Source organism: Dankookia rubra (assembly GCF_004355005.1).
Taxonomy (GTDB): Bacteria; Pseudomonadota; Alphaproteobacteria; order Acetobacterales; family Acetobacteraceae; genus Paracraurococcus; species Paracraurococcus ruber_A.
The window spans coordinates 135,108-156,502 of the sequence record NZ_SMSJ01000009.1 but is presented as its reverse complement, the minus strand read 5'-3'; the positions used below and the strand labels follow the sequence as shown (position 1 = coordinate 156,502).

The window sequence follows — 21,395 nt, the reverse complement described above, 5'->3', positions numbered from 1 at the left end:
GGCCGGCCGCGGCGGGGCGACGGTGGCCACGCGGTCCCGGGCGGCCGGGGCCGGCACCAGGCGCGGGGCCACGACGGGAGGCGACCCGCCCTCCGCCGTTGCGGCCGGCGCCGGGGCGGGCGCTCCGCTCCGCTGTTGCGACACCTCGCCGTTCCGCTGGGGTGGCACAGCGCCGCTCCGCTCGAATGGCACGGCACCGCTCCGCTCGGGCGCCGCGGCGACGACCGGGCTCGCCGGCCGTGACCCGGTCCAGGCCACCGCGGCCGCCACCGCGACCGCGGTCAGCCCGGCCAGGCCGAGCGCGACCGGCAGGCCCGGCCAGCGCGCCCGTGCCGGCATCGCCGGCACGTCCGATACCGGGGACGTCAGGCCGGCGCGCTGGGCCGCCACTTCCCGGTTCAGCATCTGCGGCATGGCGCGGTCGCGCGCCTGTGCCACCGGGCCGTCGCGCAGCGGCCCGCGGGAGGCGAGCGCGCGGCGCACCACGCTGACCCAGCCATCCCCGCCCGGCAGGCGCAGCGGCGGCAGGGTGGCGAAGGCCTGCGGCAGCAGGGTGCCGAGGCTGCCCAGCTCCTCCGGCTGCAGCTGCAGGTGCACCACGGGCAACTGGCCGGGGAAGATCGCGGCGAAGCGGGCGGTTTCGAGCCGGTCGCGGAAGGCCAACTCGGCGCCCGCCGTTTCGCCGGGGGCGATGTCGATCAGCGCGACGCCGATCTCGGGATGCAGCAGCACATGCGGCACCAGCAGCGCCTGGCCCTGGAAGGGGCTCAGGTTGCACTGGTCGAGCCTGATCCAACCCGACGGGACGTCCGGCCCCTGCGCCGCTGCCGGCCCGGCCGCGTCGCGGGCGAGAATGGGCTTGTCCAGTTGGTAAAGCCTCTCGCGCTGCTGCATCATGGATTGAACAGTCCCCCTGGACGCACGCCCTCAACGCGCCCCCGCGCGTCGAAGTCCCCCGATCGTCTAAATGTATACTCGCATGGCGCCGAAAAGGCAGCAGCCCTTTGCAATGGCTGCGGTTCCGAATACTGCCGCGGAGGTCGGAACTACCGGCGCGGGGCGCGCCGGTCCGTGGCCGGTACCGGCGGCGGCCGGTCCTGACCAGCCTGCGGCGGCCGGCCGCGGCCTAGAGCCGCCAGCCCGTATGGATGGCGACGATGCCGCCGGTCAGGCTGCGGTGCTGCACCCGTTCCAGCCCGGCCGCCCGCATCATGCCCGCCAGCGTCTCCTGGTCCGGGAACATGCGGATGCTTTCCGCGAGGTAGCGGTAGCTGTCGCCGTCCTGCGCCACGCGCTCGCCGAGCGCGGGCAGCACGCGGAAGGACCAGGCGTCGTAGACCGGGGCGAGCGCGGCGACCTCGACCCGGCTGAATTCCAGGCAGTGGAAGCGCCCGCCCGGCCGCAGCACGCGGCGGACCTCGCGCAGCACCGCCGGCTTGTCGGTGCAGTTGCGCAGCCCGAAGGCCATCGAGACCTTCTCGACGCTGCGGTCGGGCAGCGGCAGGTGCTCGGCATCGGCGCAGAGGAAGGTGAGGCCGGAGGCCAGCCCGCGGTCGAGCGCACGGCCCTGCGCCACCTGCAGCATGGAGGGGTTGATGTCGGACAGGATGACCCGCCCGGCGCCGCGTTCCAGCGCCCGGAAGGCGATGTCGCCGGTGCCGCCGGCGAGGTCGAGCAGCGCCTCGCGCGGGGAGGCGGCGATGGCGGCGACGAAGGCCTGCTTCCAGGCCCGGTGCAGGCCGAGCGACATCAGGTCGTTCATCAGGTCGTAGCGCGGCGCCACGCTGTCGAAGACCTGGCGGACCATCCCGGCCTTGGCGGACTTGGGCACCTCGCGGTAGCCGAAGTCGATCGTGTCGTCGCCCGAAAGGGCCGGGTCGGGGGTGTTGCGTTCGGTCATGCCCGGTCACCATAGCGCCGCGAGGGGGACGGGGACATATGCCGGAACTGCCGGAAGTCGAGACGGTGATGCGCGGCCTGCGGAAGGTGCTGGAGGGCCGGGTGATCCGCGCCGCCAGCATCGCCCGCCCGGACATGCGCTGGCCCTTCCCGGACGGCCTCGCCACGCGGCTGGCCGGCAGCCGGGTGGAGGGGTTCCGCCGCCGCGGCAAGTACATGCTGATGCGGCTCTCGGGCGGCGACAGCGTGCTGATCCACCTCGGCATGTCGGGCCGCATGGTGGCGCGGCCTGCCGCGGACCTGCCCAATGCCCCGGTCGCGCATGAGCACCTGGCGCTCGAGACCGAGGAGGGCATCCGCGTCGGCTTCGTCGACCCGCGCCGCTTCGGCAGCGTCGATCTCGTGCCGACCGCGGCCGAGGACGCCCACCGGCTGCTCGCCGGCATCGGGCCGGAGCCGCTCGAGGAGGATTTCACCCCGGCGGTGCTGACGGCGGCGCTCGCGGGGAAGCAGACCCCGATCAAGGCGGCGCTGCTGGACCAGAAGGTCGTCGCGGGCCTCGGCAACATCTATGTCTCGGAGGCACTCTACCGCGCCGGGATCTCGCCGAAGCGCCTGGCCGCCAGCGTCGCGGGCGCCCGGGCGCTGCGGCTGGTGCCGGCGATCAAGGCGGTGCTGGAGGAGAGCATCGAGGCCGGCGGCTCCTCGCTGCGGGACTATGTCCAGGCGGATGGCGGCATCGGCTTCTTCCAGGAACGCTTCAAGGTCTACGACCGCGCGGGCCAGCCCTGCGGGCAGTGCCCCGGGCCGCCTGCCTGCGGGGGCATCCGCCGCTTCGTCCAGTCCGGCCGGGCCACCTTCCATTGCCCGCGCAGGCAGCGGTGATAGGTTGCGCGCCGACGCGAGGGAGGCAGCCATGGCCGAGTACGAGATGATCCTGACCGAGGTCGAGGGGCGGGTGGCGATCATCCGGCTGAACCGGCCGAAGGCGCTGAACGCGCTCTGCGACCAGCTGATGGACGAGCTCGGCCAGGCGCTGCGCGGCTACGACGCCGACCCCGGCATTGCCGCCATCGTCATCACGGGCTCCGAGAAGGCCTTCGCCGCCGGCGCCGACATCAAGGAGATGCAGGGGCGCAGCTACCCCGCCATCTATCTCGACGACTTCATCGGCAAGCGCTGGGAAGCCGTGACCTACGTCCAGAAGCCGGTGATCGCCGCGGTTGCGGGCTTCGCCCTCGGCGGCGGCTGCGAGCTGGCGATGATGTGCGACATCATCCTGGCCGGGGACAACGCGAAGTTCGGACAGCCGGAGATCAACCTGGGCGTCATTCCCGGCGCCGGCGGCACCCAGCGGCTGACCCGCGCCATCGGCAAGTCGAAGGCGATGGAACTGATCCTGACCGGCCGCATGATGGACGCGGCCGAGGCCGAGCGCGCCAACCTGGTGGCCCGCGTGGTGCCGGCGGCCGAGGTGGTGGCCGAGGCGGTGAAGCTTGGCGAGAAGATCGGCACGCTCTCGGCGCCCTCCGTCGCCATTGCCAAGGAGGCGGTGAACCGCGCCTACGAGACGACGCTGGCCGAGGGAGTGAAGTTCGAGCGGCGGCTGTTCCAGTCGCTCTTCGCCACCGCCGACCAGAAGGAAGGCATGGCCGCCTTTGCCGAGAAGCGGAAGGCCCGCTTCGAGAACCGCTGATCCCCATTCGATCCGTCCCGGTGTCCCGTTCCCTTGACGGGGCGCGGGGGGGGCCTGTAGAACGCCCCTCCTCGCGCATCACCGGTGCGCCCTCCCATCACTCTGGTTTGAGTCAAATTCACCCATGGCGAACACGGCCTCTGCCCGCAAGCGCATCCGCCAGACGGAAAAGCGCACCCTCCGCAATCGTGCGCGGAAGTCCCGGGTGCGCGGCTTCATCCGTAAGGTCGAGCAGGCGATCGCCGGCGGCGACAAGTCGCTCGCGCAGGACGCGCTGAAGGCGGCGCAGCCGGAAATGCAGCGCGCCGCGACCAAGGGCGTCTTCCACGCCAATACCGTCGCCCGCAAGCTGTCGCGCCTTTCCGCGCGCATCAAGTCGCTGGGCGCCGCTGCCCAGGCTTAAGCCTGGGGCCATATTTCCAAAGCCGTGATCGGGGCCGAGTTGGCGGGAATGGGTCAAGCCTGTTCTTGTTGATTGCTTGTGGTTGGTCGATTTATTCATCGGCTGTCATAATCTTGCCCCGGGTTTCATTCGACCGGTACTACCTCGCAACTCAATTTCGGTAAGTTACCATTTGCGCCGACTTGGTCACCGGGGTAGCATCCCCAGGTCAGGACGGCGGACAGGTTTCCCCCGAAACGGCGCGGTTTTACTTGTCCTGGCATTCTGCCGCGGAACTTCGTTCCGGGCAGCACGGTTCGACGTTGTCCGTGCGCCGGCAGGCGTTGGGAGCAGAAGGAGGCCGGCGGTTTGCCCCCAGAGACGTCCGGACAAATGGTCGCCTGCTGGGCCCGCATCCGCGGCCGGCTGCGTGACGAGGTGGGCGAGGTCGAATACCGCACCTGGCTGCGGCAGATGACCCTGCACGGCATCGACGGCGACGAAGCGGTGATCCTGCTGCCCACGCGCTTCCTGCGCGACTGGGTGAACAGCCATTACGGCGACCGCCTGCGCGCGCTGTGGCAGGCCGAGGACGGCGCCGTCCGCCGGGTCGAGATCCGCGTCGCCCAGGCGGCGGGGGGGCAGGCGGCCGGCAGCCTGGCTGCCGGCGCCGAGCCTGTCTATGCCGATGGGGCCGCCGCCGCGCTGCGCGCCGAGCCGCCGGGCCTGGCGGAAAGCCTCGCCCCGCCACCGCGCCCGCCCGAATTCCGCACGCCCGAGCCGCGCTCCGACTGGGTCGTGCCGCTCGAGGCGCGCTTCACCTTCGACACCTTCGTCGTCGGCAAGCCGAACGAGTTCGCCCATGCCTGCGCCCGCCGGGTGGCGGAACGCCCGGCCTCCCCGGGCTTCAACCCGCTCTTCCTCTATGGCGGCGTGGGCCTGGGCAAGACCCACCTGATGCACGCCATCGCCTGGGCGATCCGCGAGGGCGATACCCACCGCACCGTCGCCTACATGAGCGCCGAGAAGTTCATGTACCGCTTCATCGCCGCGCTGCGCAGCCAGTCCACGATGGAGTTCAAGGAGACGCTCCGCGCCGTCGACGTGCTGATGATCGACGACCTGCAATTCCTGATCGGCAAGGACAACACGCAGGAGGAGTTCTTCCACACCTTCAATGCGCTGGTGGACCAGGGCAAGCAGATCGTCGTTTCCTCGGACAAGCCGCCCTCCGACCTCGCGGGGATCGAGGACCGGCTCCGCACCCGGCTCGGCTGCGGCATGGTCGCCGACCTGCACGCGACGACCTACGAGCTGCGCCTGTCGATCCTGCAGGCCAAGGCGGCCGCGGCGCAGGTGCTGGTGCCGGCCAAGGTGATGGAGCTGCTGGCGACCAAGATCACCACCAACGTGCGGGAGCTGGAGGGCGCGCTGAACCGGCTGGTGGCGCATGCCAACCTCTTCGGCCGCCCCATCACCATCGACAGCGCGCACGAGGTGCTGCACGACGTCCTCAGGGCACACGAGAAGCGGGTCTCGATCGAGGAGATCCAGCGCAAGGTGGCCGAACACTACAATCTGCGCCTGACCGACATGGTCTCCGCCCGCCGCGCCCGGAACGTCGCCCGGCCGCGCCAGGTGGCGATGTACCTGGCCAAGCAGCTGACCCAGCGCAGCCTGCCCGAGATCGGCCGGCGCTTCGGCAACCGCGACCACACCACGGTCATGCACGCCGTCTCCCGGGTCTCGGAGCTGATCGCCGCCGATGCCGGCTTCGCCGAGGACGTGGCGCTGCTGCGGAAGATGCTGGAGACCTGACGCCCGCCGCCCCGGCCCTGGCGGCCGGGCCGGGAGCCGTCCCGGATTTTGCCGGCAGCGTAACGCAACCCTTGGTCTTGCGTGGTGAAAACCCTACCTTATCGGCTCGAATCGAGGCTGCTAGAAGCGGTGCTGAGACCGACCGGCCCATCCCAACGCGGGTGGCGCATGGCGGCGGCTGGACGGATCGTCGGGGGAGCCTGGGTGGCATGAAGTTCACGGTGGAACGGGCGATCCTGCTGAAGGCGCTGGCGCATGTGCAGAGCGTGGTCGAGCGGCGCAACACCATCCCCATCCTGGCCAACGTGCTGATCGCGGTGCAGGACGGGGTGCTGAAGCTGACCGCGACCGACATGGAGATCGCGGTGGTCGAGGAGGTGCCGGGCGTCCAGGTCGCCCGCCCCGGCCGCACCACCGCCCCGGCCGCGACGCTCTACGAGATCGTCCGCAAGCTGCCCGAGGGCGCCAAGGTCGAGCTGGACCATGCCGGCGGCGATGCCGCGCTGAAGCTGCGCGCCGGCCGCTTCAACACCGACCTTTCGGTGCTGCCGGTCGAGGACTTCCCCTCGATGACCGAGGGCAAGCTGCCGCATGGCTTCGGCCTGCCGGCCGGGCAGCTGCGCGAGCTGGTCGACCGCACCCGCTTCGCCATCTCCACCGAGGAGACGCGCTACTACCTCAACGGCATCTACCTGCATGCGACCGAGAGCGACGGCACCCGGGTGCTGCGCGCGGTCGCCACCGACGGCCACCGCCTGGCCCGTGTGGAGGAGCCGCTGCCCGAGGGCGCCGGCGGCATGCCGGGCGTGATCATCCCGCGCAAGACGATCAACGAGCTGCGCAAGCTGGCCGAGGAGACCCAGGACGAGATCCAGGTGAAGCTGTCCGACACCAAGATCCGCTTCGACATCGGCAGCGTGCAGCTGACCAGCAAGCTGATCGACGGCACCTTCCCGGAATACGACCGGGTCATCCCGCGCGGCAACGACAAGATCCTGCGGGTGAACAAGAAGGAATTCGCCGAGGCCGTTGGCCGCGTCGCCGCCATCAGCTCCGAGCGGTCGCGCCCCGTGAAGCTCTCGCTCGACCGCAACCACCTGCTGCTGTCCGCCAGCTCGGCCGAGCAGGGCCAGGCGCAGGAGGAGCTGGAGGGCGACGTGGTGAGCTACGAGAACTCGCCGCTCGAGATCGGCTTCCAGGCACGCTACCTCAATGACATCACCGACCAGATCGGCGACAAGGTCGAATTCCGCTTCGCCGACGGCAGCGCGCCGACGGTGGTGGCGGATGCGGCGAAGCCGGAAGCGCTCTACGTGCTGATGCCGATGCGGGTCTAGCCCGCTTCGGCGATCGCCCGCGCCGCCCGCAGCGCCGCGATCTCCGCCGGGGAAAAGCCGTAGCCGGCCAGCACCTCGGCCGAATGCTCGCCCAGCAGCGGCGGCGGCGACCGCACCGCGCGGGCCTCCCCGTTGAACTGGATCGGCTGGGCCATGGTCTTCAGCGGGCCGAGCGTGGGGTGGTCGTAGTCCAGCACCACGCCCCGCGCCGCGGTCTGCGGATGCGCCAGCATGTCGGCCAGGGTGTTGATCGCGGCGCAGGGGATGCCGACCCGGCCGCAGAACCCGACCCAATGGGCCGCGCTCTCCCGCGCCACGATTTCCTGGACCAGCGCCACTGTCGCGGCGAAATTGGCGACCCTGTCGGCATTGGTGCGGAAGCGCGGGTCCTCGGCCAGCTCCGGCCGCCCGATCCCGGCCGCGAAGCGGCGCCAAAGGTTGTCGCTGGCGATGCCGATCAGCACCGGCCCGTCCGCCGCATCGAAGGCCTGGTAGGGGCACAGGGATTCATGGCCCGAGCCGGACCTCTCCGGCAGCGTGCCCTTCTCCCAGTAGATCTGCAACGAATAGCCGAGCAGCGCCGCCGCGGTCTCGAACAGCGAGACCTCCAGCCGGCATCCCTTGCCCGTCCGCCCGCGCTCCAGTAGCGCCGCCAGGATGCCGCTGAAGGCGTTCATGCCGGTGGACTGGTCGATCGGCGAGAAGGGGCTGCGGATCGGCCCGCCGCCGCGGTCCCCGGTCATCGCCATGATGCCGCTGAAGGCCTGCAGGATGACGTCGTAGCCGAGCCCCTTGGCCAGCGGCCCGGTGCGGCCGAAGCCCGAGATGCTGCAATGGATGAGCCGCGGGTTCGCGGCACACAGCGCCTCGGCGCCGATGCCCAAGCGTTCGGCGACGCCGGTCGCGTAGCTTTCGATCACCACGTCGGCCGTGGCCGCCATGCGCTGCGCCGCCGCTTGGCCTTCCGGCGTCTTCAGGTCGAGCGCCAGGCTGCGCTTGTTGCGGTTGGCGCTGAGGAAGACGGCGCCGACCCGTCCCCCGGGGCCGCCACGGAAGGGCGGCCAGCCGCGAGTATCGTCGCCGGCGCCCGGCGGCTCGACCTTCACCACCTCGGCGCCGAGGTCGCCCAGCCACTGGCCGCAGAGCGGCCCGGCCAGCACCTTGGAGAAGTCGAGGACGCGAATGCCGGCGAGCGGCGTCATCTCAATAGGATTTCGGCTGGCCGAGCACCCGCTCGGCGATGAAGGACAGCACAAGCTGTTCCGAGACCGGGGCTATGCGGGTGATCATCACCTCGCGCAGCAGGCGCTCGACCACGTATTCCTTGGCATAGCCCATGCCGCCATGCGTCATCACCGCGCGCAGGCAGGCCTCGTAGCCGGCGCGGCCGCCGAGCAGCTTGGCCGCATTCGCCTCCGCCCCGCAGGGCCGGCCGTTGTCATAGAGCCAGGCCGCCTTCATGGCCATCAGCAGCGCGGATTCCAGGCCGGTCCAGCATTCCGCCAGCGGGTGCTGGATGCCCTGGTTCTGCCCGATGGGACGGCCGAAGACGACGCGCTCCCTTGCATAGCGCGCGGCGCGGTCGAGTGCGTCCTGGCCAATGCCGATGCCCTCCACCGCCACCAGCACGCGTTCCGGGTTCAGGCTGTCCAGCAGGTAGGAGAAGCCGCGGCCTTCCTCGCCGATCCGATCCTCCTCGGGGATGAAAAGGTCGTCGATGAAGACCATGTTCGAATCGACCGCGGCGCGGCCCATCTTCGGGATCCGCTGCACCTCGACCTTGCTGCGGTCGAGCGCGGTGTAGAACAGCGTGATGCCGTCCGTCGGGCGCCTTGCTTCCTCCTTCCGCACGGTGCGGGCCAGCAGCAGGATGCGGTTCGCCACCTGGCCGGTGGAGGTCCAGAGCTTGCGCCCGTTGACGCGGTAGCCGCCCGGCACCTTCTGCGCGAAGGTGGCGATGCTGGTGGTGTCGAGCCCGGCATTGGGCTCGGTCACGCCGAAGCAGGCCTGGTCGCGCCCCTCGACCAGCGCGGGGATGAAGCGCGCCTTCTGCTCGGCGGTGCCGTGCACGACGATCGGGTGCGGGCCGAACATGTTGATGTGCAGCGACGACGCCGCGGCCATGCCGCCGCCGGAGCGCGCGACCGTGTGCATCATGATCGCCGCTTCCGTCACCCCGAGCCCGGCGCCGCCGTGTTCCACCGGCATGGTGATGCCGAGCCAGCCGCCCTCGGCCATGGCGCGGTGGAATTCGCGGGGGAAACGCGTCTCGGCCTCGCAGTCCCGCCAGTAGTCGTCGCCGAAGCGGCGGCAAACGGCGGCGACGCCTTCGCGGATCGCCTCCTGCTCGGGCGAGAAGCCGAAATCCATGACGTGCTCCCTGGGAGGCGTGGTTGCCGGAGGTTGGGGCGCCGGCCTACCCTCGGCAAGACCATAAAAGCCAAGGGGAGGCGCGGGATGCCCGGTCTGTGGTTCGAGGAATTCGAGGTCGGCCAGCAATTCCGCCACGTCATGCGGCGGACCATCACCGAGGCCGACAACGTCTTCTTCTCCGCGCTGACGCACAACCCGGCGGCGCTGCACCTGGATGAGGAATACTGCCGGACCGAGACGGAATTCGGCCAGCGCATCGTCAACAGCGCCTTCACCCTCGGGCTGATGGTCGGCATCACCGTCGGCGACACCACGCTCGGCACCACGGTCGCCAATCTCGGCTGGGACGAGGTGCGGTTTCCGAAGCCGCTGTTCCACGGCGACACCATCCGCGTGGAATCCGAGGTGCTGTCGAAGCGCGAGAGCAGGTCCCGCCCCGGCCAGGGCATCGTCGAGTTCGTCCACCGCGCCTTCAACCAGAAGGGCGAACTGGTGGCGCATTGCCGCCGCTCCGCGCTGATGAAGGGGCGGCCGGCATGAGCGCGCCGCCGCGCTCCTGGCTCTTCGTCCCGGGCGACAGCGAGCGGAAGCTGCAGAAGGGCGGCGAGAGCGGCGCCGATGCGCTGATCCTCGACCTCGAGGATGCCGTCGCCGCCGGCCGCCGCCCGCTGGCGCGCGGGATGATCCGCGAATACCTCGGCGCCAAGGCACGCCGGCCGCAGCTCTGGGTCCGCATCAACCCGCTGGACGGGGAAGGGCTGGCCGACGCCGCCGCCGTGGTGCGCGCCGCCCCCGACGGGCTGGTGGTGCCGAAGGTCGGCGGCCCGGCGGAACTGCTGCGCGTCTCCCATTGGCTGGACGCTCTCGAGGCGCGGGAGGGGCTGCCGCCGGGCGGCATCCGCCTGCTCTCGGTCGCAACCGAGACCGCGGCGGCGGTGCTCGGCCTCTCCGACTATGCCCGCATCCCGGTCCCCCGCCTGCATGGCCTGACCTGGGGGGCGGAGGACCTGGCCGCGGCGCTCGGCGCCAGCAGCAACCAGGATGCCGGCGGCGGGCTCTCGCTGACCTACCGCATCGCGCGCTCCGCCTGCCTGGTCGCCGCCGTTGCCGCCGGTGCCCAGCCGATCGACACTCTGGAGCCCGACTTCCGCGACGAGGCCGCGCTGCACGCCGCCTGCGCCGCCGCGCACCGAGAGGGCTTCACCGGCAAGATCGCCATCCACCCGGCCCAGGTCGCGCCGATCAATGCCGGCTTCCAGCCGACCGCGGAGGAAGTCGCCTTCGCCCGCCGCGTGGTGGAGGCCTTCGCCGCCAATCCGGGGATCGGCACCGTCGGGATGGACGGCAGGATGCTCGACATGCCGCATCTGCGGCAGGCGGAGCGGGTGCTGGCGGCGGTGAGGTAGGACCGGGGGAGAAAGTATTCTCCCCCAGTCCCCCTCATCTATTTCTCGGAGTCTGGCATTCGCCGCGCGGCGGCAGCCGACCCAGAAAAGGGAAGGGTGGGGTTTGGGGAGGGAACACCTGTTTCCCTCCCCAACCTTCCTTCAGAACGGCACGTCCCCGCACACCGTCACCCGGTGCATGATCCGCGTTTCCGCCGGATAGTCGTTGATGGCGAAATGCATCGTGCAGCGATTGTCCCAGAAGGCGAGCGACCCGCTGGCCCAGCGGAAGCGGCAGGTGAATTCCGGCCGCGCCGCATGCTGCATCAGGAAGTCGATCAGCGGCTTGCTCTCGGCCTCCGTCATCTCCTCGAACCGGTGCAGGTGGCCGCCGACGAAGAGCGCGCGGCGCCCGGTTTCGGGATGCGTGCGGATCAGCGGGTGGGTGGAGATGGTCTGCGTGCTGCCGGGATCGACCACCTTCATGCCGATCTTGTCGGCGTAGTACTCCTTCCTCGTCTTGCCGTCGTGGCTGCTGAAATTGTCGCCGCGATAGACGCCCTTCAGCCCGTCCAGCATCCGCTGCATGCCCGGCGACAGCGCCTCGTAGGCCGCGTAGAGGTTGGTCCAGAGCGTGTCGCCGCCGGCCGAGGGGATCTCCTTGCCATAAAGGATCGTCCCCATCGCCGGACGCGGGGTGAAGGCCTGGTCGGAATGCCAGGATCCCCCGAAATTCTTCTTGTCGGCCGGCGTCTTCACGATCTCCAGCACCTCGGGGTGGTCGTCCATCCCGGCCATGTAGGGGTGCAGGTGGATCTCGCCCCAGCGGCGGGCGAAGGCCAGCTGCGTCTCCGGCGTCAGGCGCTGGTCGCGGAAGAAGATCACGCAATGCGCCAGCAGGGCCTGGCGGATCTCGCCCAGCACCTCCTCCGGCAGGTCCTGGGCCAGGTCCACGCCGCTGACCTCGGCGCCGAGCGAGCCGGCGATGCGGCTGACCTCGATATGGCGGTATTCGCTGTTGCGCAGCCCGTCCATGGCGGTGCCTCCCCCTGGTTCTTGGATCAATTGGTGCACCCTGCCGGGCCGCGGCGCAACGCCCATGCCAGCCCCGCCCTTCGCAGCCGGCGATCCAGGGTCTAGCCTGCCCGGCTTGCGGGAGGGGCAAGCCGGAATGGCCGAAGACGGGCAGCGCGGGACCCTCTCATCCCCAGACAGCGAGTCCCCCATGGCCTTCACCAGCATCGGCGTCACCACCTCCGGCCATGTCGCCACAATCGAGATCCAGCGGCCTCCGAACAACTTCTTCGACATCACCCTGATCGAGGAGATCGCCACCGCCTTTGAAACGGCGGATGCCGATCCCGCGATCCGCGCCCTGGTGCTGGCGGCGCAGGGCAAGGCCTTCTGCGCCGGCGCCGACTTCGCCCGCCGCGATGTCGGCGAGGAACGCCCAGGCCGGCACCTGTACAAGGAAGCGATCCGGCTGTTCCGCACCGGCAAGCCGATCGTCGCCGCGGTGCAGGGGCCGGCGATCGGCGGCGGGCTCGGCCTCGCCTGCATGGCGGATTTCCGAGTCACCTGCGCGGAAGGGCGCTTCAGCGCCAACTTCACCCGGCTCGGCTTCCATCCCGGCTTCGGCCTGACCGCGACGCTGCCGCGCCTGGTCGGCCAGCAGCAGGCGGCGCTGCTGTTCTACACGGGGCGGCGGATCAACGGGGAGGAGGCGGTGCGGCTCGGCCTCGCCGACCAGCTCGTGCCGCTGGCGGAGGTGCGCGACGCGGCGATGGCGCTGGCGACGGAGATCGCGCAGTCCTCGCCGCTCGGCGTCGCCGCCACGCGGCAGACCCTGCGGCGCGGCCTGGCCGATGCGGTGGAGCAGGCGACCGAGCGCGAGCTGGTCGAGCAGGACTGGCTGCGCAAGACCGCGGACTTCAAGGAAGGCATCAAGGCGACCGCCGAGCGGCGCCTGCCCGAATTCCAGGGCCGCTGAGGGAGCAGGACGATGACCACATTCCCCTTCGACGAGAACGAGTTCTTCAAGGCCGGCCGCGAGGTCTGGTTCGAGATGCGCGGCCCCGCCGCCGCCGAGAAGGCGATGGAGGAGGCCGGGCAGCACGAGATGACCCGCGACCTCCGGCAATACCTGTTCGAGCATTGCTTCGGCGCGGTCTGGAACCGCCCCGGCCTGGAACGCGTGACCCGCAGCACCATCACCATCTCGGTGCTGACGGCGCTCGGGCGCAGCGAGGAGCTGAAGTCGCATATCCGCATGGGCCTCAACAACGGCCTGACGCGGGAGGAGCTGAAGGAGATCTTCCTGCATGTCGGCATCTATGCCGGCGTGCCGACCGCGGTCGCCGCGGTGCGCGCGGCGATGGAGGTCTTCGCCGAACTCGACAAGGCGAAGGGCTGACCCGGATGACGGACAGCGATTTCCGCCCGCATTCCTCCCATTGGGGGGCCTTCACCGCGGCCTGGCGCGACGGCGAGCTGGTGGTGCGGCCGCACCCGGAAGACCCCGACCCCAACCGCATCCTGCAGAACTTCCCGCGCGCCCTGCGGCATGAGGCGCGCATCGCCCGGCCGATGATCCGCCGCGGCTGGCTCGAGGACGGGCCGGGCGCCGACCCGCGCCGCGGCCGCGACGACTACGTCGCGGTGTCCTGGGACCGCGCGCTCGACCTGCTGGCGCGGGAGCTCGGGCGCACCGCGCCGGAGCGGATCTTCGGCGGGTCCTATGGCTGGTCCTCGGCCGGGCGCTTCCACCATGCGCAGAGCCAGGTGCACCGCTTCCTGAACACCGCGCTCGGCGGCTATGTCCGCAGCGTCAACAGCTACAGCGCCGGCGCCGCCGGCGTCATCCTGCCGCACGTGCTGGGGCCGCTGGAATCGGTCAGCCGCCGCAACGTCACCTGGGACCAGGTGGCGGAGCACAGCGAGGTGGTGCTCGCCTTCGGCGGCCTGGCGCTGAAGAACTCCATGGTCGCGGGGGGAGGCATCAGCAAGCATGTCGAGCGCCGGTCGATGCAGGCGGCCGCCGCGCGCGGCTGCGCCTTCGTCGGCGTCGGCCCGCTGCGCGACGACATGCCGGCCGAAGCCCGCGCGGAATGGCTGACCATCACGCCGAATACCGACGCGGCGCTGATGCTGGCGCTGATGCACACGCTGGTGGCGGCGGGGCTGCACGACCGCGGCTTCCTCGACCGCTACACCGCGGGCTGGCCGGTGCTGGAAGCCTACCTGCTGGGCCGGGAGGACGGCCAGCCGAAGGACGCCGCCTGGGCCGCGCCGATCACCGGCATATCAGCCGACCGCATCGCCGCGCTGGCGCGCAGCCTGGCCGGCCGGCGCGTGCTGGTCACCGTCTCCCATTCCCTGCAGCGGGCCGAGCATGGCGAGCAGCCGGTCTGGGCCGGCATCGCCCTGGCCGCGGTGCTCGGGCAGATCGGCCTGCCCGGCGGCGGCTTCAACTACGCGCTCGGCGCGCTCGGCCATACCGGGCGGCGCTACAATGCCGTCTCCACCGCCGCGCTGCCGCAGGGGCGCAACGGGGTCGGCGCCTATATCCCGGTCGCGCGGATCAGCGACATGCTGCTGAACCCGGGCGCCGCCTTCGAATACAACGGGCAGCACCTCACCTATCCGGATATCGGCCTGGTCTACTGGGCCGGCGGCAATCCCTTCCATCACCACCAGGACCTCAACCGGCTGCGCGAGGCCTTCCGCCGCGTCGACACGCTGGTGGTGCACGAGCTCGCCTGGACCGCGACGGCGCGGCACGCCGACATCGTGTTGCCCGTGACCATGACCCTGGAGCGCGAGGATATCGGCAGCAGCCAGACCGATCCGCTGATGGTCGCCATGCACAAGCTGGCCGAACCCTATGGCGAGGCACGCGACGACTACGCCATCTTCGCCGACCTCGCGGCGCGGCTGGGCAGGGAGCAGGCCTTCACCGAGGGGCGCAGCGCGCGCGACTGGCTGCGGCACCTCTACGGCCGCACCGCCGACGACCTGCGCGCCAAGGGCCACGACGCGCCGGATTTCGACTCCTTCTGGCAGGCGGGCCACCTGATGCTGCCGGAAGGGCCGGACGACGGCGGCATCCTCGGCGCCTTCCGCCGCGACCCGGAGGCCGATCCGCTGCCGACGCCGAGCGGCAAGGTGGAGGTCGCCTCGGCCACCATCGCCGGCTTCGGCTACGATGACTGCCCGGGCCACCCGGCCTGGATCGCGCCGCGCGACGTGCCGGAGCCGGGGGCGCCGCTGCGCCTCGTGGCGAACCAGCCGGCGACGCGGCTGCACAGCCAGTTCGACTTCGGCGGCCACAGCGCCGAGATGAAGCGCCGCGGGCGGGAGGTGATGCGCATCCATCCCGACGACGCCGGGGCGCGCGGCATCGCCGATGGCGACATCGTCCGGCTGTTCAACGCGCGCGGCGCCTGCCTCGCCGCGGCGGAGGTGACGGACGGCGTCATGCCGGGCGTGGTGCAGCTGCCGACCGGCGCCTGGTACGACCCGGAGGACCCGGCCGAGGACGGCTCGCTTTGCGTGCACGGCAACCCGAACGTGCTGACGCGGGATGCCGGCACCTCGCGCCTCGCCCAGGGCTGCACCGGGCAGCTGACGACCGTGGAGGTCGAGCGCTTCACCGGCAACCTGCCGCCGGTGAAGGCCTTCACGCCGCCGGGGGCGCTGGCGGCGGAATAGCTGGACTTCCTGGAAACTCCAGCGGCGGCGCCTTGCCGCCGTGCGGCGTCCTGGTTTGCTGCGGCGATGCGGGGCCGTCGCTCCGCCCCCAGGTGGGAGCTTCGGCATGCGGACACTCTCTCGGCGCGGCATCATCGGCGGCGGCGCCGCCGCGCCCTTCGCGGTCCAGGCGCGCGGCGGCGGCGAGGAAGGCCTGCGGCGGCGCGTGCTCGGCGCCTTCCGCGGCCTGCCCGGCACCCGGGCGCTGAAGCTCTGGGCGCCGGCGACGGCCTCCGAACCCGAGATCCTGATCACCGAGAATGCCGACCAGCAGCTCTTCATCGGCAGCGCCATCAAGGCCTTCATCCTCTGCGAGCGGCTGCGCCAGCTGGACGGGCCGGAGGTGGCGACGAAGCTGACCGGCAACCCGCTCGCGCTCGATGAATCCGTCTGGTCGGTGGACAGCACCATCCTCAACCCGCCCAACCTGACCGGGACGATCTCGGAACGCACGGCGATGGAGGCGATGATCCTCCACAGCGACAACACCGCGACCGACATGGTGATGCGGGCAGCGGGGCCGGCGAAGGTGCGGGAATTCCTCGCCGCCGCGAACCTGGCGGATTCCGCGGTGCCGGAGAGCACGCGGTCCTTCTTCGGCTACCTGCTCGGCGCGCCGGACTACCTGACCTTCACCTGGGCGGAGCTGGTCGCCTCGGCCGACAAGACCATCGTCAATTCGCCGCTGAACGAGGTGCAGACGCTGGCCTCCTCGGCCGACGACCTCGTCTCCTTCTACGCGCGGTCGGTGCAGGGCGAGTTCTTCCGGAACCCGGAGACGCTGACGCAGTACCGCAACGTGCTGGCGCTGGGCGACGTCATCCGCATCGCCTTCCCGCTCGGCGGCAGTGTCTTCGCCAAGGGCGGCAGCATCGACGTCGCCGGCTTCCACGGGCTCTGCGTGCCCGCCGCGGTCTTCATCAATCGGCGCTGGTTCTACTTCGCGGCGACCATCAACTGGTACGCCAAGGCGGAGACCGACCCGGCGACCGTCGGCCGCTACCTCGCGGCGCTGCAGGCGGCACTCGGCGCGATCTACGACGAGATCCGGTAGCCGCGGGCTACTTCGGGTTCCGCCGGCGGAAGTCCTGCGCCATCTCCTCGAGCGTCACGAAGCGGACGCCGGGGTGCTTCAGCATGTGGCCGATGAGGCGTTCCAGCATCATCAGCACCTGCGGCCGGCCGGAGACGTCGGGGTGGATGGTCATCGGCACCACGGCATAGTCGTATTCGCGGTAGATGAAGTCGAAGTGGTCGCGCCAGATCTGCTCCAGCGCATGCGGCGAGACATAGCCGTGGCTGTTCTGGAACTTCTTGATGAACATCATCGGCGGCAGGTCGTCGAGGTACCAGCTCGCCGGGATCTCGACCAGGTCGGTCACCGTGCCTCTGGTGAAGGGCTTCATCCAGGACTCGGCGGGCTGCGCGTAGTCGATCGGCATCCAGGCATCGCCGGTGCGGACGTAGTAGGGCGTGCAGTCGTGGTGCATCAGCGAATGGTCGTAGGCGATGCCGCGCTCGACCAGGATCTCGATCGAGGCGGCGGACACCTCCCACCACGGCGCCACGTATCCCACCGGCCTGCGGCCCCAGTGCCGCTCGATCAGGCCGATGCACCTGTCGAAGATGGCCTCCTCCTGCTGGCGGCTCAGCGCCAGCGGGTTCTCGTGGCTGTACCCGTGCAGGCCGATCTCGTGCCCGGCCTTGGCGACCAGGTCGGTCTGCTCGGGGAAGCTCTCGATGGTATGGCCGGGGATGAACCAGCTCTGCGTCAGGCCGAAGCGCTCGAACAGCGTCAGGATGCGCGGCATGCCGACCTCGGCGGCGAAGACGCCGCGGCTGATGTCGCCCGGGCTGTCCTCGCCCATGTAGCTGCCGAGCCAGCCGGCGACCGCATCGCAATGGATGCTGAAGGCGCAGAGGATCTCTTTCGGCATGGTCATCCCTCCCAGTTGGCCTCCCGGTTGGCGCCGCGCCAGCGCTCGATCGCGGCGATGCAGGCGGCGCCGTCGACGACGTCGGCATAGCGCCGCTCGACATCCCTGAGGTTCTGGTCGTGCGCCGCCCGGTCGTGGTCGCCGACGCAATCCTGCGGCACCATCACCCGGAACCCAAGCGAGAAAGCGTCGATCACGCTGGCCCGGACGCAGCCGGAGGTGATGCAGCCGGCGACGATCACCGTGTCCACCCGCTCCCTCGTCAGGATCGCCGCGGCGGAGGTGCCGAAGAAGATCGACGGCGCCGATTTCATCAGCACCACGTCCGGCCCCGCGGCGGCGATGCGCGGGTCGAGCTCGACCGCGGGCGTGCCCCGCAGCAGGTCGAGCACCGGGGCGACCTTCCAGTGCGGCGCGGCGCGCGGCGCGTCATAGCCGTTGACGCAGGCGATGACCGGCAGGCCGGCCCGCTTCGCCGCCGCGATCAGCGGCACGGTGTTGCGCACCGCCGCCTCGACCATCGGCGCGCCGCCCATCGGGAAGTCCGGCTCGACGAAGCCGCGCTGGAAATCCACCACGACCAGGCCGGGCTTCGCGCCGAAGCCCAAGGGGCGGCTGCCATAGCCGCGTTCGGCGTAGATGTCGGGCATGATGCCTCCTCGCTCCATGTCGCGGAGGCCAAGCAAGCGCCATGCCCGACCCGGGCGTCAGTTCAGTGGGAGGCGCCGCCCAGGCCCGGAGCGGGCTGGCTGCCGCCGGTCATGGTCGCCTGGGAGATCGCCCGGGCAGCCGGCAGGTTGAGCTTCACCTGGTTGCCCTCGACCGAGGCGATGTTGCTGACCGCGATGTAGTGGTGGTGCTGGCCGCTGCCGTCCGGGTCGTCCTTCTTGGTCAGCTTGATCCGGTCGCCATCCATGTGGTCCACCGTGCCGACATGCTGGCCGTCGCTGCCGACGACCTCCATGTGTTCCTTCACCTGCGCTGCATGGCCGCTCATCGGACGCGTTCCTTCCCTGTTTCCAGCGGCACGAACGGCCCAGCCGGCGAAAGGATGCAGCCGCGTCAGCCGGCCTCGGCGCCCATCAGCGCCAGCCCCTCGGCTACCGAGACGAACTCGCCGCCGCCGGCGATCCGTGCCGCGCCGAAGCGCCCGGCGAAGAGTTCGCGCACCGCGGGCACGAGGGAGGTGCCGCCGGTGAGGAAGACGCGGTCCACATCCGCCGCCGCCAGCCCGGCATCGGCCAGCGCCGCATCCACCGCGGCGCCCATGCGGGCCAGGTCGGGGGCGATCCAGGCCTCGAAGTCGGCCCGGGCGATCGGTGCCTCCACCGCGAAATCCTCGTGCCGGAAGGACAGCACCGCGGTCTCCGCGCGCGACAGCGCCGCCTTCACGCCGGAGACGGCGCGGTAGAGCGCATAGCCCGCCTCCTCCTCCACCAGCATGACCAGGTGGCGCAGGCGGTCCGGGTGCTCGGCGGTGCGGGTCACCTCGGCGATGTCGGCCAGCACCTTCGGGGCGCGCATCAGCGAGAGCTGGTGCCAGCGGGCGAAGGACAGGTACCACCCCGCCGGGATCGGCATCGGCTTGCCCCAGACGGCGTACTGGTCGCCCTTGCCGAGCAGCGGCGAGACCACCCGGTCGATGATCCGGTAGTCCAGCGCATCGCCGGCCAGCCCTACCCCGGCATGGCCGAGCGGCGTCACCCGGCGCGGCGGCCCGGGCTCGAACCGCAGGACGGAGAAGTCGCTGGTGCCGCCGCCGAGGTCGCCGACCAGCACGGTCGCCGGCGCGTCCAGCGTGCTGGCGAAGCGGTGCCCGGCCGCCGCCGGTTCCAGCGCCACCTGCACGCCGGGCAGGCCCGCGGCGGTGAAGGCGGCGCGCAGCCGTTCCTCGCCGAAGGCGTCGTCGGCGGTCTCCCCGGCGAAGCGGACGGGGCGGCCGACCACGACGCGGGCGCCGGCCATCTCGGCGCCGAAGGGCGCCAGCAGCTCCCGCAGGAAGGCCGCCACCAGCGCTTCCAGGGTCCAGGCGCGGCCATGGATGCGGGTCTCGCGGAAGCTGCGCTGCGCCAGGTAGGACTTCATCGACATGATGAGGCGGGAGGCCAGCGGGTCTTCCAGGTAGGCCTCGATCGCCGCCGGGCCGGCGGCGAGGCGGGTGCCGGCGCGGCCGGCCTGCCAGAGGCAGAGGACGGAGCGGAAGACGTCGCCTGCCGCATGGTCGAGGGAGACGACGCTGCCGTCCGGGCGGAGGGTGGCGACGACGCTGTTGGTGGTGCCGAAGTCGATTCCGATGGTCGGGCGCATGGGGCGGGGGTGGAGCAGGTGGGGGGAGGGGTGTCCAGGGTCTACAAGCGGGAAGGACCGCATTCGACCCAAAGCGGTCCTTCATCTATGGTCGATCTAGGTCCGGATCTCGCGAGACCAGAACGTTCTCACGTGTACGATAAGGTTTTTAGTCCTAGGGCATACGGCAGCGGACCATGGTCCACACCAACTGAAATCAAGGCTTGAAAGATACCTTCTGGTAGGTATCTTACCTGGACAAAGCCGGTTGCAGGATCATGCCAAGCCATATCGTCGCCTACTCCGCCCTTGGTGTGGCCATAGCCTGCGAGCTTGTTGGAACCACCTTCCTGCAGAAGTCTCAGCAGTTCACCCGGCTGTGGCCGTCGTTGGCTGTGGCGGTCTTCTACGTCGCCGCCTTCTACTTCCTCACCCATGCTCTCAGGGTCATGCCGCTCGGTGTCGCCTACGCTATCTGGAGCGGCGTCGGCATCGTCATGACCGCTGCCATTGGCGTTGTCGTGTTCAAGCAGACCCTCGACCTACCTGCGCTCGTCGGCATCGCCATGATCGTGGGAGGGGTTGTGATTATGCAGGCATTTTCGGCGGCGACTGAACATTGACCGACCCCTCCGCCTACCGCCGCAGGAAGCAGCCAGACTTGGTTCGGCGCACGCTCCTCGACTGCGCCGCGAAGCTCGCCCTTGAACACGGGCTGGGGGCGGTGACGGTGCAAGCCGTTTCCGAAGCAGCGGGCGTGACCAAAGGCGGCCTCTTTCATCATTTCCCGACGAAGCAGGCCCTTGTTGAGGCGGTTGTCACCGATCTGCTGGCACAGGTTGAAGCGGATATTGACGCGGCGATTGCCCGCGATCCGAAGCCGCAGGGCGCGTACACGCGCGCCTATGTCGCATCGACGCTTTCCGACCCACTCCTCCCGGAGAGCGGGCAATGGGCGGCGCTGCACATTTCGATTATCGCCGAGCCGAGCCTCCGCCGATTGGTCGCTGAATGGCTTTCGGCACGAGTAGAGCGACACCGCGATACCGATAGCGGGCCAGTCCTCGAAATGGTGCGCCTGGCGGCAGACGGCGCTTGGCTCGCCTGCTTCCTCCGCGAGGAAGGGGGGCCAGTGCCAGACATTCCCGCCCTGCGCGACCGTCTTATCGCCATGACTTTCGCAGGCTGAAGACAGCCGCAGGACTTTGTCCAGCCGCGACGCTGCACATCCGACTACAGGCACACAAGCTGATTTGGAGGTACTCGTGGACACGGTGAGCAACCTGACTACCAGCGAACATTCCGTCCTGCTGAATCGCATCCAGGCGCTTCGAGACGTAATCGAGCAAAGCAGCTCGTCGGATGAGTTTGCTACGGAAGTGTCCGCCCACGTGCTTCACGACTTGGAGGAAGCTGGGGTGTTCCGCCTGATGGTGCCAGCTTGCCTTGGTGGTCTTGAGGCGCATCCCTCATCGGTCATCGATGTACTGAAGCAGCTGGCATATTTTGATGGCTCGACCGGCTGGCATTCCA

General features: G+C 70.3%; 21 protein-coding genes and 1 pseudogene. 13 read left to right on the top strand and 9 right to left on the bottom strand.

Annotated elements, in window-relative coordinates:
- Positions 1-897, bottom strand: a pseudogene (locus tag E2C06_RS10420) (hypothetical protein); the annotation flags it as partial.
- Positions 898-1,126: 229 nt separating this feature from the next.
- On the bottom strand, positions 1,127-1,900 hold the full coding sequence (locus tag E2C06_RS10415) for a class I SAM-dependent methyltransferase (protein ID WP_133288538.1): 774 nt from the start codon (positions 1,898-1,900) through the stop codon (positions 1,127-1,129).
- A 38-nt stretch (positions 1,901-1,938) separates the two neighbouring features.
- On the opposite strand from E2C06_RS10415, the gene mutM reads away from it, so the two are divergent.
- The 5 genes from mutM (at position 1,939) to dnaN (ending at position 7,132) form a co-directional block, all read left to right on the top strand.
- Complete coding sequence (gene mutM / locus E2C06_RS10410) at positions 1,939-2,784, top strand: bifunctional DNA-formamidopyrimidine glycosylase/DNA-(apurinic or apyrimidinic site) lyase (RefSeq protein WP_133288537.1); 846 nt, start codon at positions 1,939-1,941, stop codon at positions 2,782-2,784.
- A gap of 31 nt (positions 2,785-2,815) precedes the next feature.
- Positions 2,816-3,595 carry an enoyl-CoA hydratase gene (locus E2C06_RS10405; protein WP_133288536.1) on the top strand — a complete coding sequence of 260 codons (780 nt, stop codon included), beginning with the start codon at positions 2,816-2,818 and terminating at the stop codon, positions 3,593-3,595.
- A gap of 124 nt (positions 3,596-3,719) precedes the next feature.
- Positions 3,720-3,998, top strand: a complete 279-nt coding sequence (gene rpsT / locus E2C06_RS10400; protein ID WP_133288535.1) for a 30S ribosomal protein S20 — start codon at positions 3,720-3,722, stop codon at positions 3,996-3,998.
- Positions 3,999-4,370: 372 nt separating this feature from the next.
- Positions 4,371-5,795: a chromosomal replication initiator protein DnaA gene (gene dnaA / locus E2C06_RS10395; protein WP_133288534.1), complete on the top strand. Its 1,425-nt coding sequence runs from the start codon at positions 4,371-4,373 to the stop codon at positions 5,793-5,795.
- Positions 5,796-6,004: 209 nt separating this feature from the next.
- A complete protein-coding gene (gene dnaN, locus E2C06_RS10390) occupies positions 6,005-7,132 on the top strand; it encodes a DNA polymerase III subunit beta (protein WP_133288533.1) in 1,128 nt (375 codons plus the stop codon).
- Here the strand turns inward: dnaN and E2C06_RS10385 are convergent.
- Positions 7,129-8,334, bottom strand: a complete 1,206-nt coding sequence (locus E2C06_RS10385) for a CaiB/BaiF CoA transferase family protein (protein ID WP_133288532.1) — start codon at positions 8,332-8,334, stop codon at positions 7,129-7,131. The genes dnaN and E2C06_RS10385 overlap by 4 nt on opposite strands.
- Position 8,335: 1 nt before the next feature.
- Complete coding sequence (locus tag E2C06_RS10380; protein WP_133288531.1) at positions 8,336-9,502, bottom strand: acyl-CoA dehydrogenase family protein; 1,167 nt, start codon at positions 9,500-9,502, stop codon at positions 8,336-8,338.
- Positions 9,503-9,589: 87 nt separating this feature from the next.
- Here E2C06_RS10380 and E2C06_RS10375 point away from each other — a divergent pair, with 87 nt between their 5' ends.
- Positions 9,590-10,045, top strand: coding sequence for a MaoC family dehydratase (locus E2C06_RS10375; protein WP_133288530.1), 456 nt, complete (start codon positions 9,590-9,592; stop codon positions 10,043-10,045).
- Complete coding sequence (locus tag E2C06_RS10370) at positions 10,042-10,911, top strand: HpcH/HpaI aldolase/citrate lyase family protein (protein ID WP_133288529.1); 870 nt, start codon at positions 10,042-10,044, stop codon at positions 10,909-10,911. The genes E2C06_RS10375 and E2C06_RS10370 overlap by 4 nt, the downstream gene beginning before the upstream one ends.
- A gap of 141 nt (positions 10,912-11,052) precedes the next feature.
- On the opposite strand, the gene E2C06_RS10365 is transcribed toward E2C06_RS10370, so the two are convergent.
- Positions 11,053-11,925 (bottom strand): TauD/TfdA dioxygenase family protein, encoded by an 873-nt coding sequence (locus tag E2C06_RS10365; RefSeq protein ID WP_133288528.1) that lies wholly within the window; start codon positions 11,923-11,925, stop codon positions 11,053-11,055.
- A gap of 190 nt (positions 11,926-12,115) precedes the next feature.
- On the opposite strand from E2C06_RS10365, the gene E2C06_RS10360 reads away from it, so the two are divergent.
- The 4 genes from E2C06_RS10360 to E2C06_RS10345 all read left to right on the top strand — a co-directional run bounded on the left by E2C06_RS10360 (position 12,116) and on the right by E2C06_RS10345 (position 16,693).
- Positions 12,116-12,880 (top strand): enoyl-CoA hydratase/isomerase family protein, encoded by a 765-nt coding sequence (locus E2C06_RS10360; protein WP_133288527.1) that lies wholly within the window; start codon positions 12,116-12,118, stop codon positions 12,878-12,880.
- Positions 12,881-12,892: 12 nt separating this feature from the next.
- Positions 12,893-13,303: a carboxymuconolactone decarboxylase family protein gene (locus tag E2C06_RS10355; protein ID WP_133288526.1), complete on the top strand. Its 411-nt coding sequence runs from the start codon at positions 12,893-12,895 to the stop codon at positions 13,301-13,303.
- A 5-nt stretch (positions 13,304-13,308) separates the two neighbouring features.
- A complete protein-coding gene (locus tag E2C06_RS10350; protein WP_133288525.1) occupies positions 13,309-15,600 on the top strand; it encodes a molybdopterin guanine dinucleotide-containing S/N-oxide reductase in 2,292 nt (763 codons plus the stop codon).
- Between the two features lie 106 nt (positions 15,601-15,706).
- Positions 15,707-16,693: a serine hydrolase gene (locus E2C06_RS10345; protein ID WP_133288524.1), complete on the top strand. Its 987-nt coding sequence runs from the start codon at positions 15,707-15,709 to the stop codon at positions 16,691-16,693.
- Between the two features lie 7 nt (positions 16,694-16,700).
- On the opposite strand, the gene E2C06_RS10340 is transcribed toward E2C06_RS10345, so the two are convergent.
- From E2C06_RS10340 to E2C06_RS10325, 4 genes are all read right to left on the bottom strand, one after another.
- Positions 16,701-17,576: a polysaccharide deacetylase family protein gene (locus tag E2C06_RS10340; protein WP_133288523.1), complete on the bottom strand. Its 876-nt coding sequence runs from the start codon at positions 17,574-17,576 to the stop codon at positions 16,701-16,703.
- Between the two features lie 2 nt (positions 17,577-17,578).
- Positions 17,579-18,226 carry an isochorismatase family protein gene (locus tag E2C06_RS10335; protein ID WP_133288522.1) on the bottom strand — a complete coding sequence of 216 codons (648 nt, stop codon included), beginning with the start codon at positions 18,224-18,226 and terminating at the stop codon, positions 17,579-17,581.
- A 62-nt stretch (positions 18,227-18,288) separates the two neighbouring features.
- Complete coding sequence (locus tag E2C06_RS10330; RefSeq protein ID WP_133288521.1) at positions 18,289-18,573, bottom strand: DUF2171 domain-containing protein; 285 nt, start codon at positions 18,571-18,573, stop codon at positions 18,289-18,291.
- A 65-nt stretch (positions 18,574-18,638) separates the two neighbouring features.
- Positions 18,639-19,883, bottom strand: a complete 1,245-nt coding sequence (locus tag E2C06_RS10325; RefSeq protein ID WP_133288520.1) for an Hsp70 family protein — start codon at positions 19,881-19,883, stop codon at positions 18,639-18,641.
- Between the two features lie 233 nt (positions 19,884-20,116).
- Here E2C06_RS10325 and E2C06_RS10320 point away from each other — a divergent pair, with 233 nt between their 5' ends.
- Positions 20,117-20,485 (top strand): DMT family transporter, encoded by a 369-nt coding sequence (locus E2C06_RS10320; RefSeq protein WP_456305175.1) that lies wholly within the window; start codon positions 20,117-20,119, stop codon positions 20,483-20,485.
- The gene (locus E2C06_RS10315; protein ID WP_133288518.1) at positions 20,482-21,051 is read left to right on the top strand and encodes a TetR/AcrR family transcriptional regulator; all 570 of its coding nucleotides are present in this window, start codon (positions 20,482-20,484) and stop codon (positions 21,049-21,051) included. Before E2C06_RS10320 ends, E2C06_RS10315 begins: the two co-directional genes overlap by 4 nt.
- Positions 21,052-21,395 lie beyond the last annotated feature (344 nt).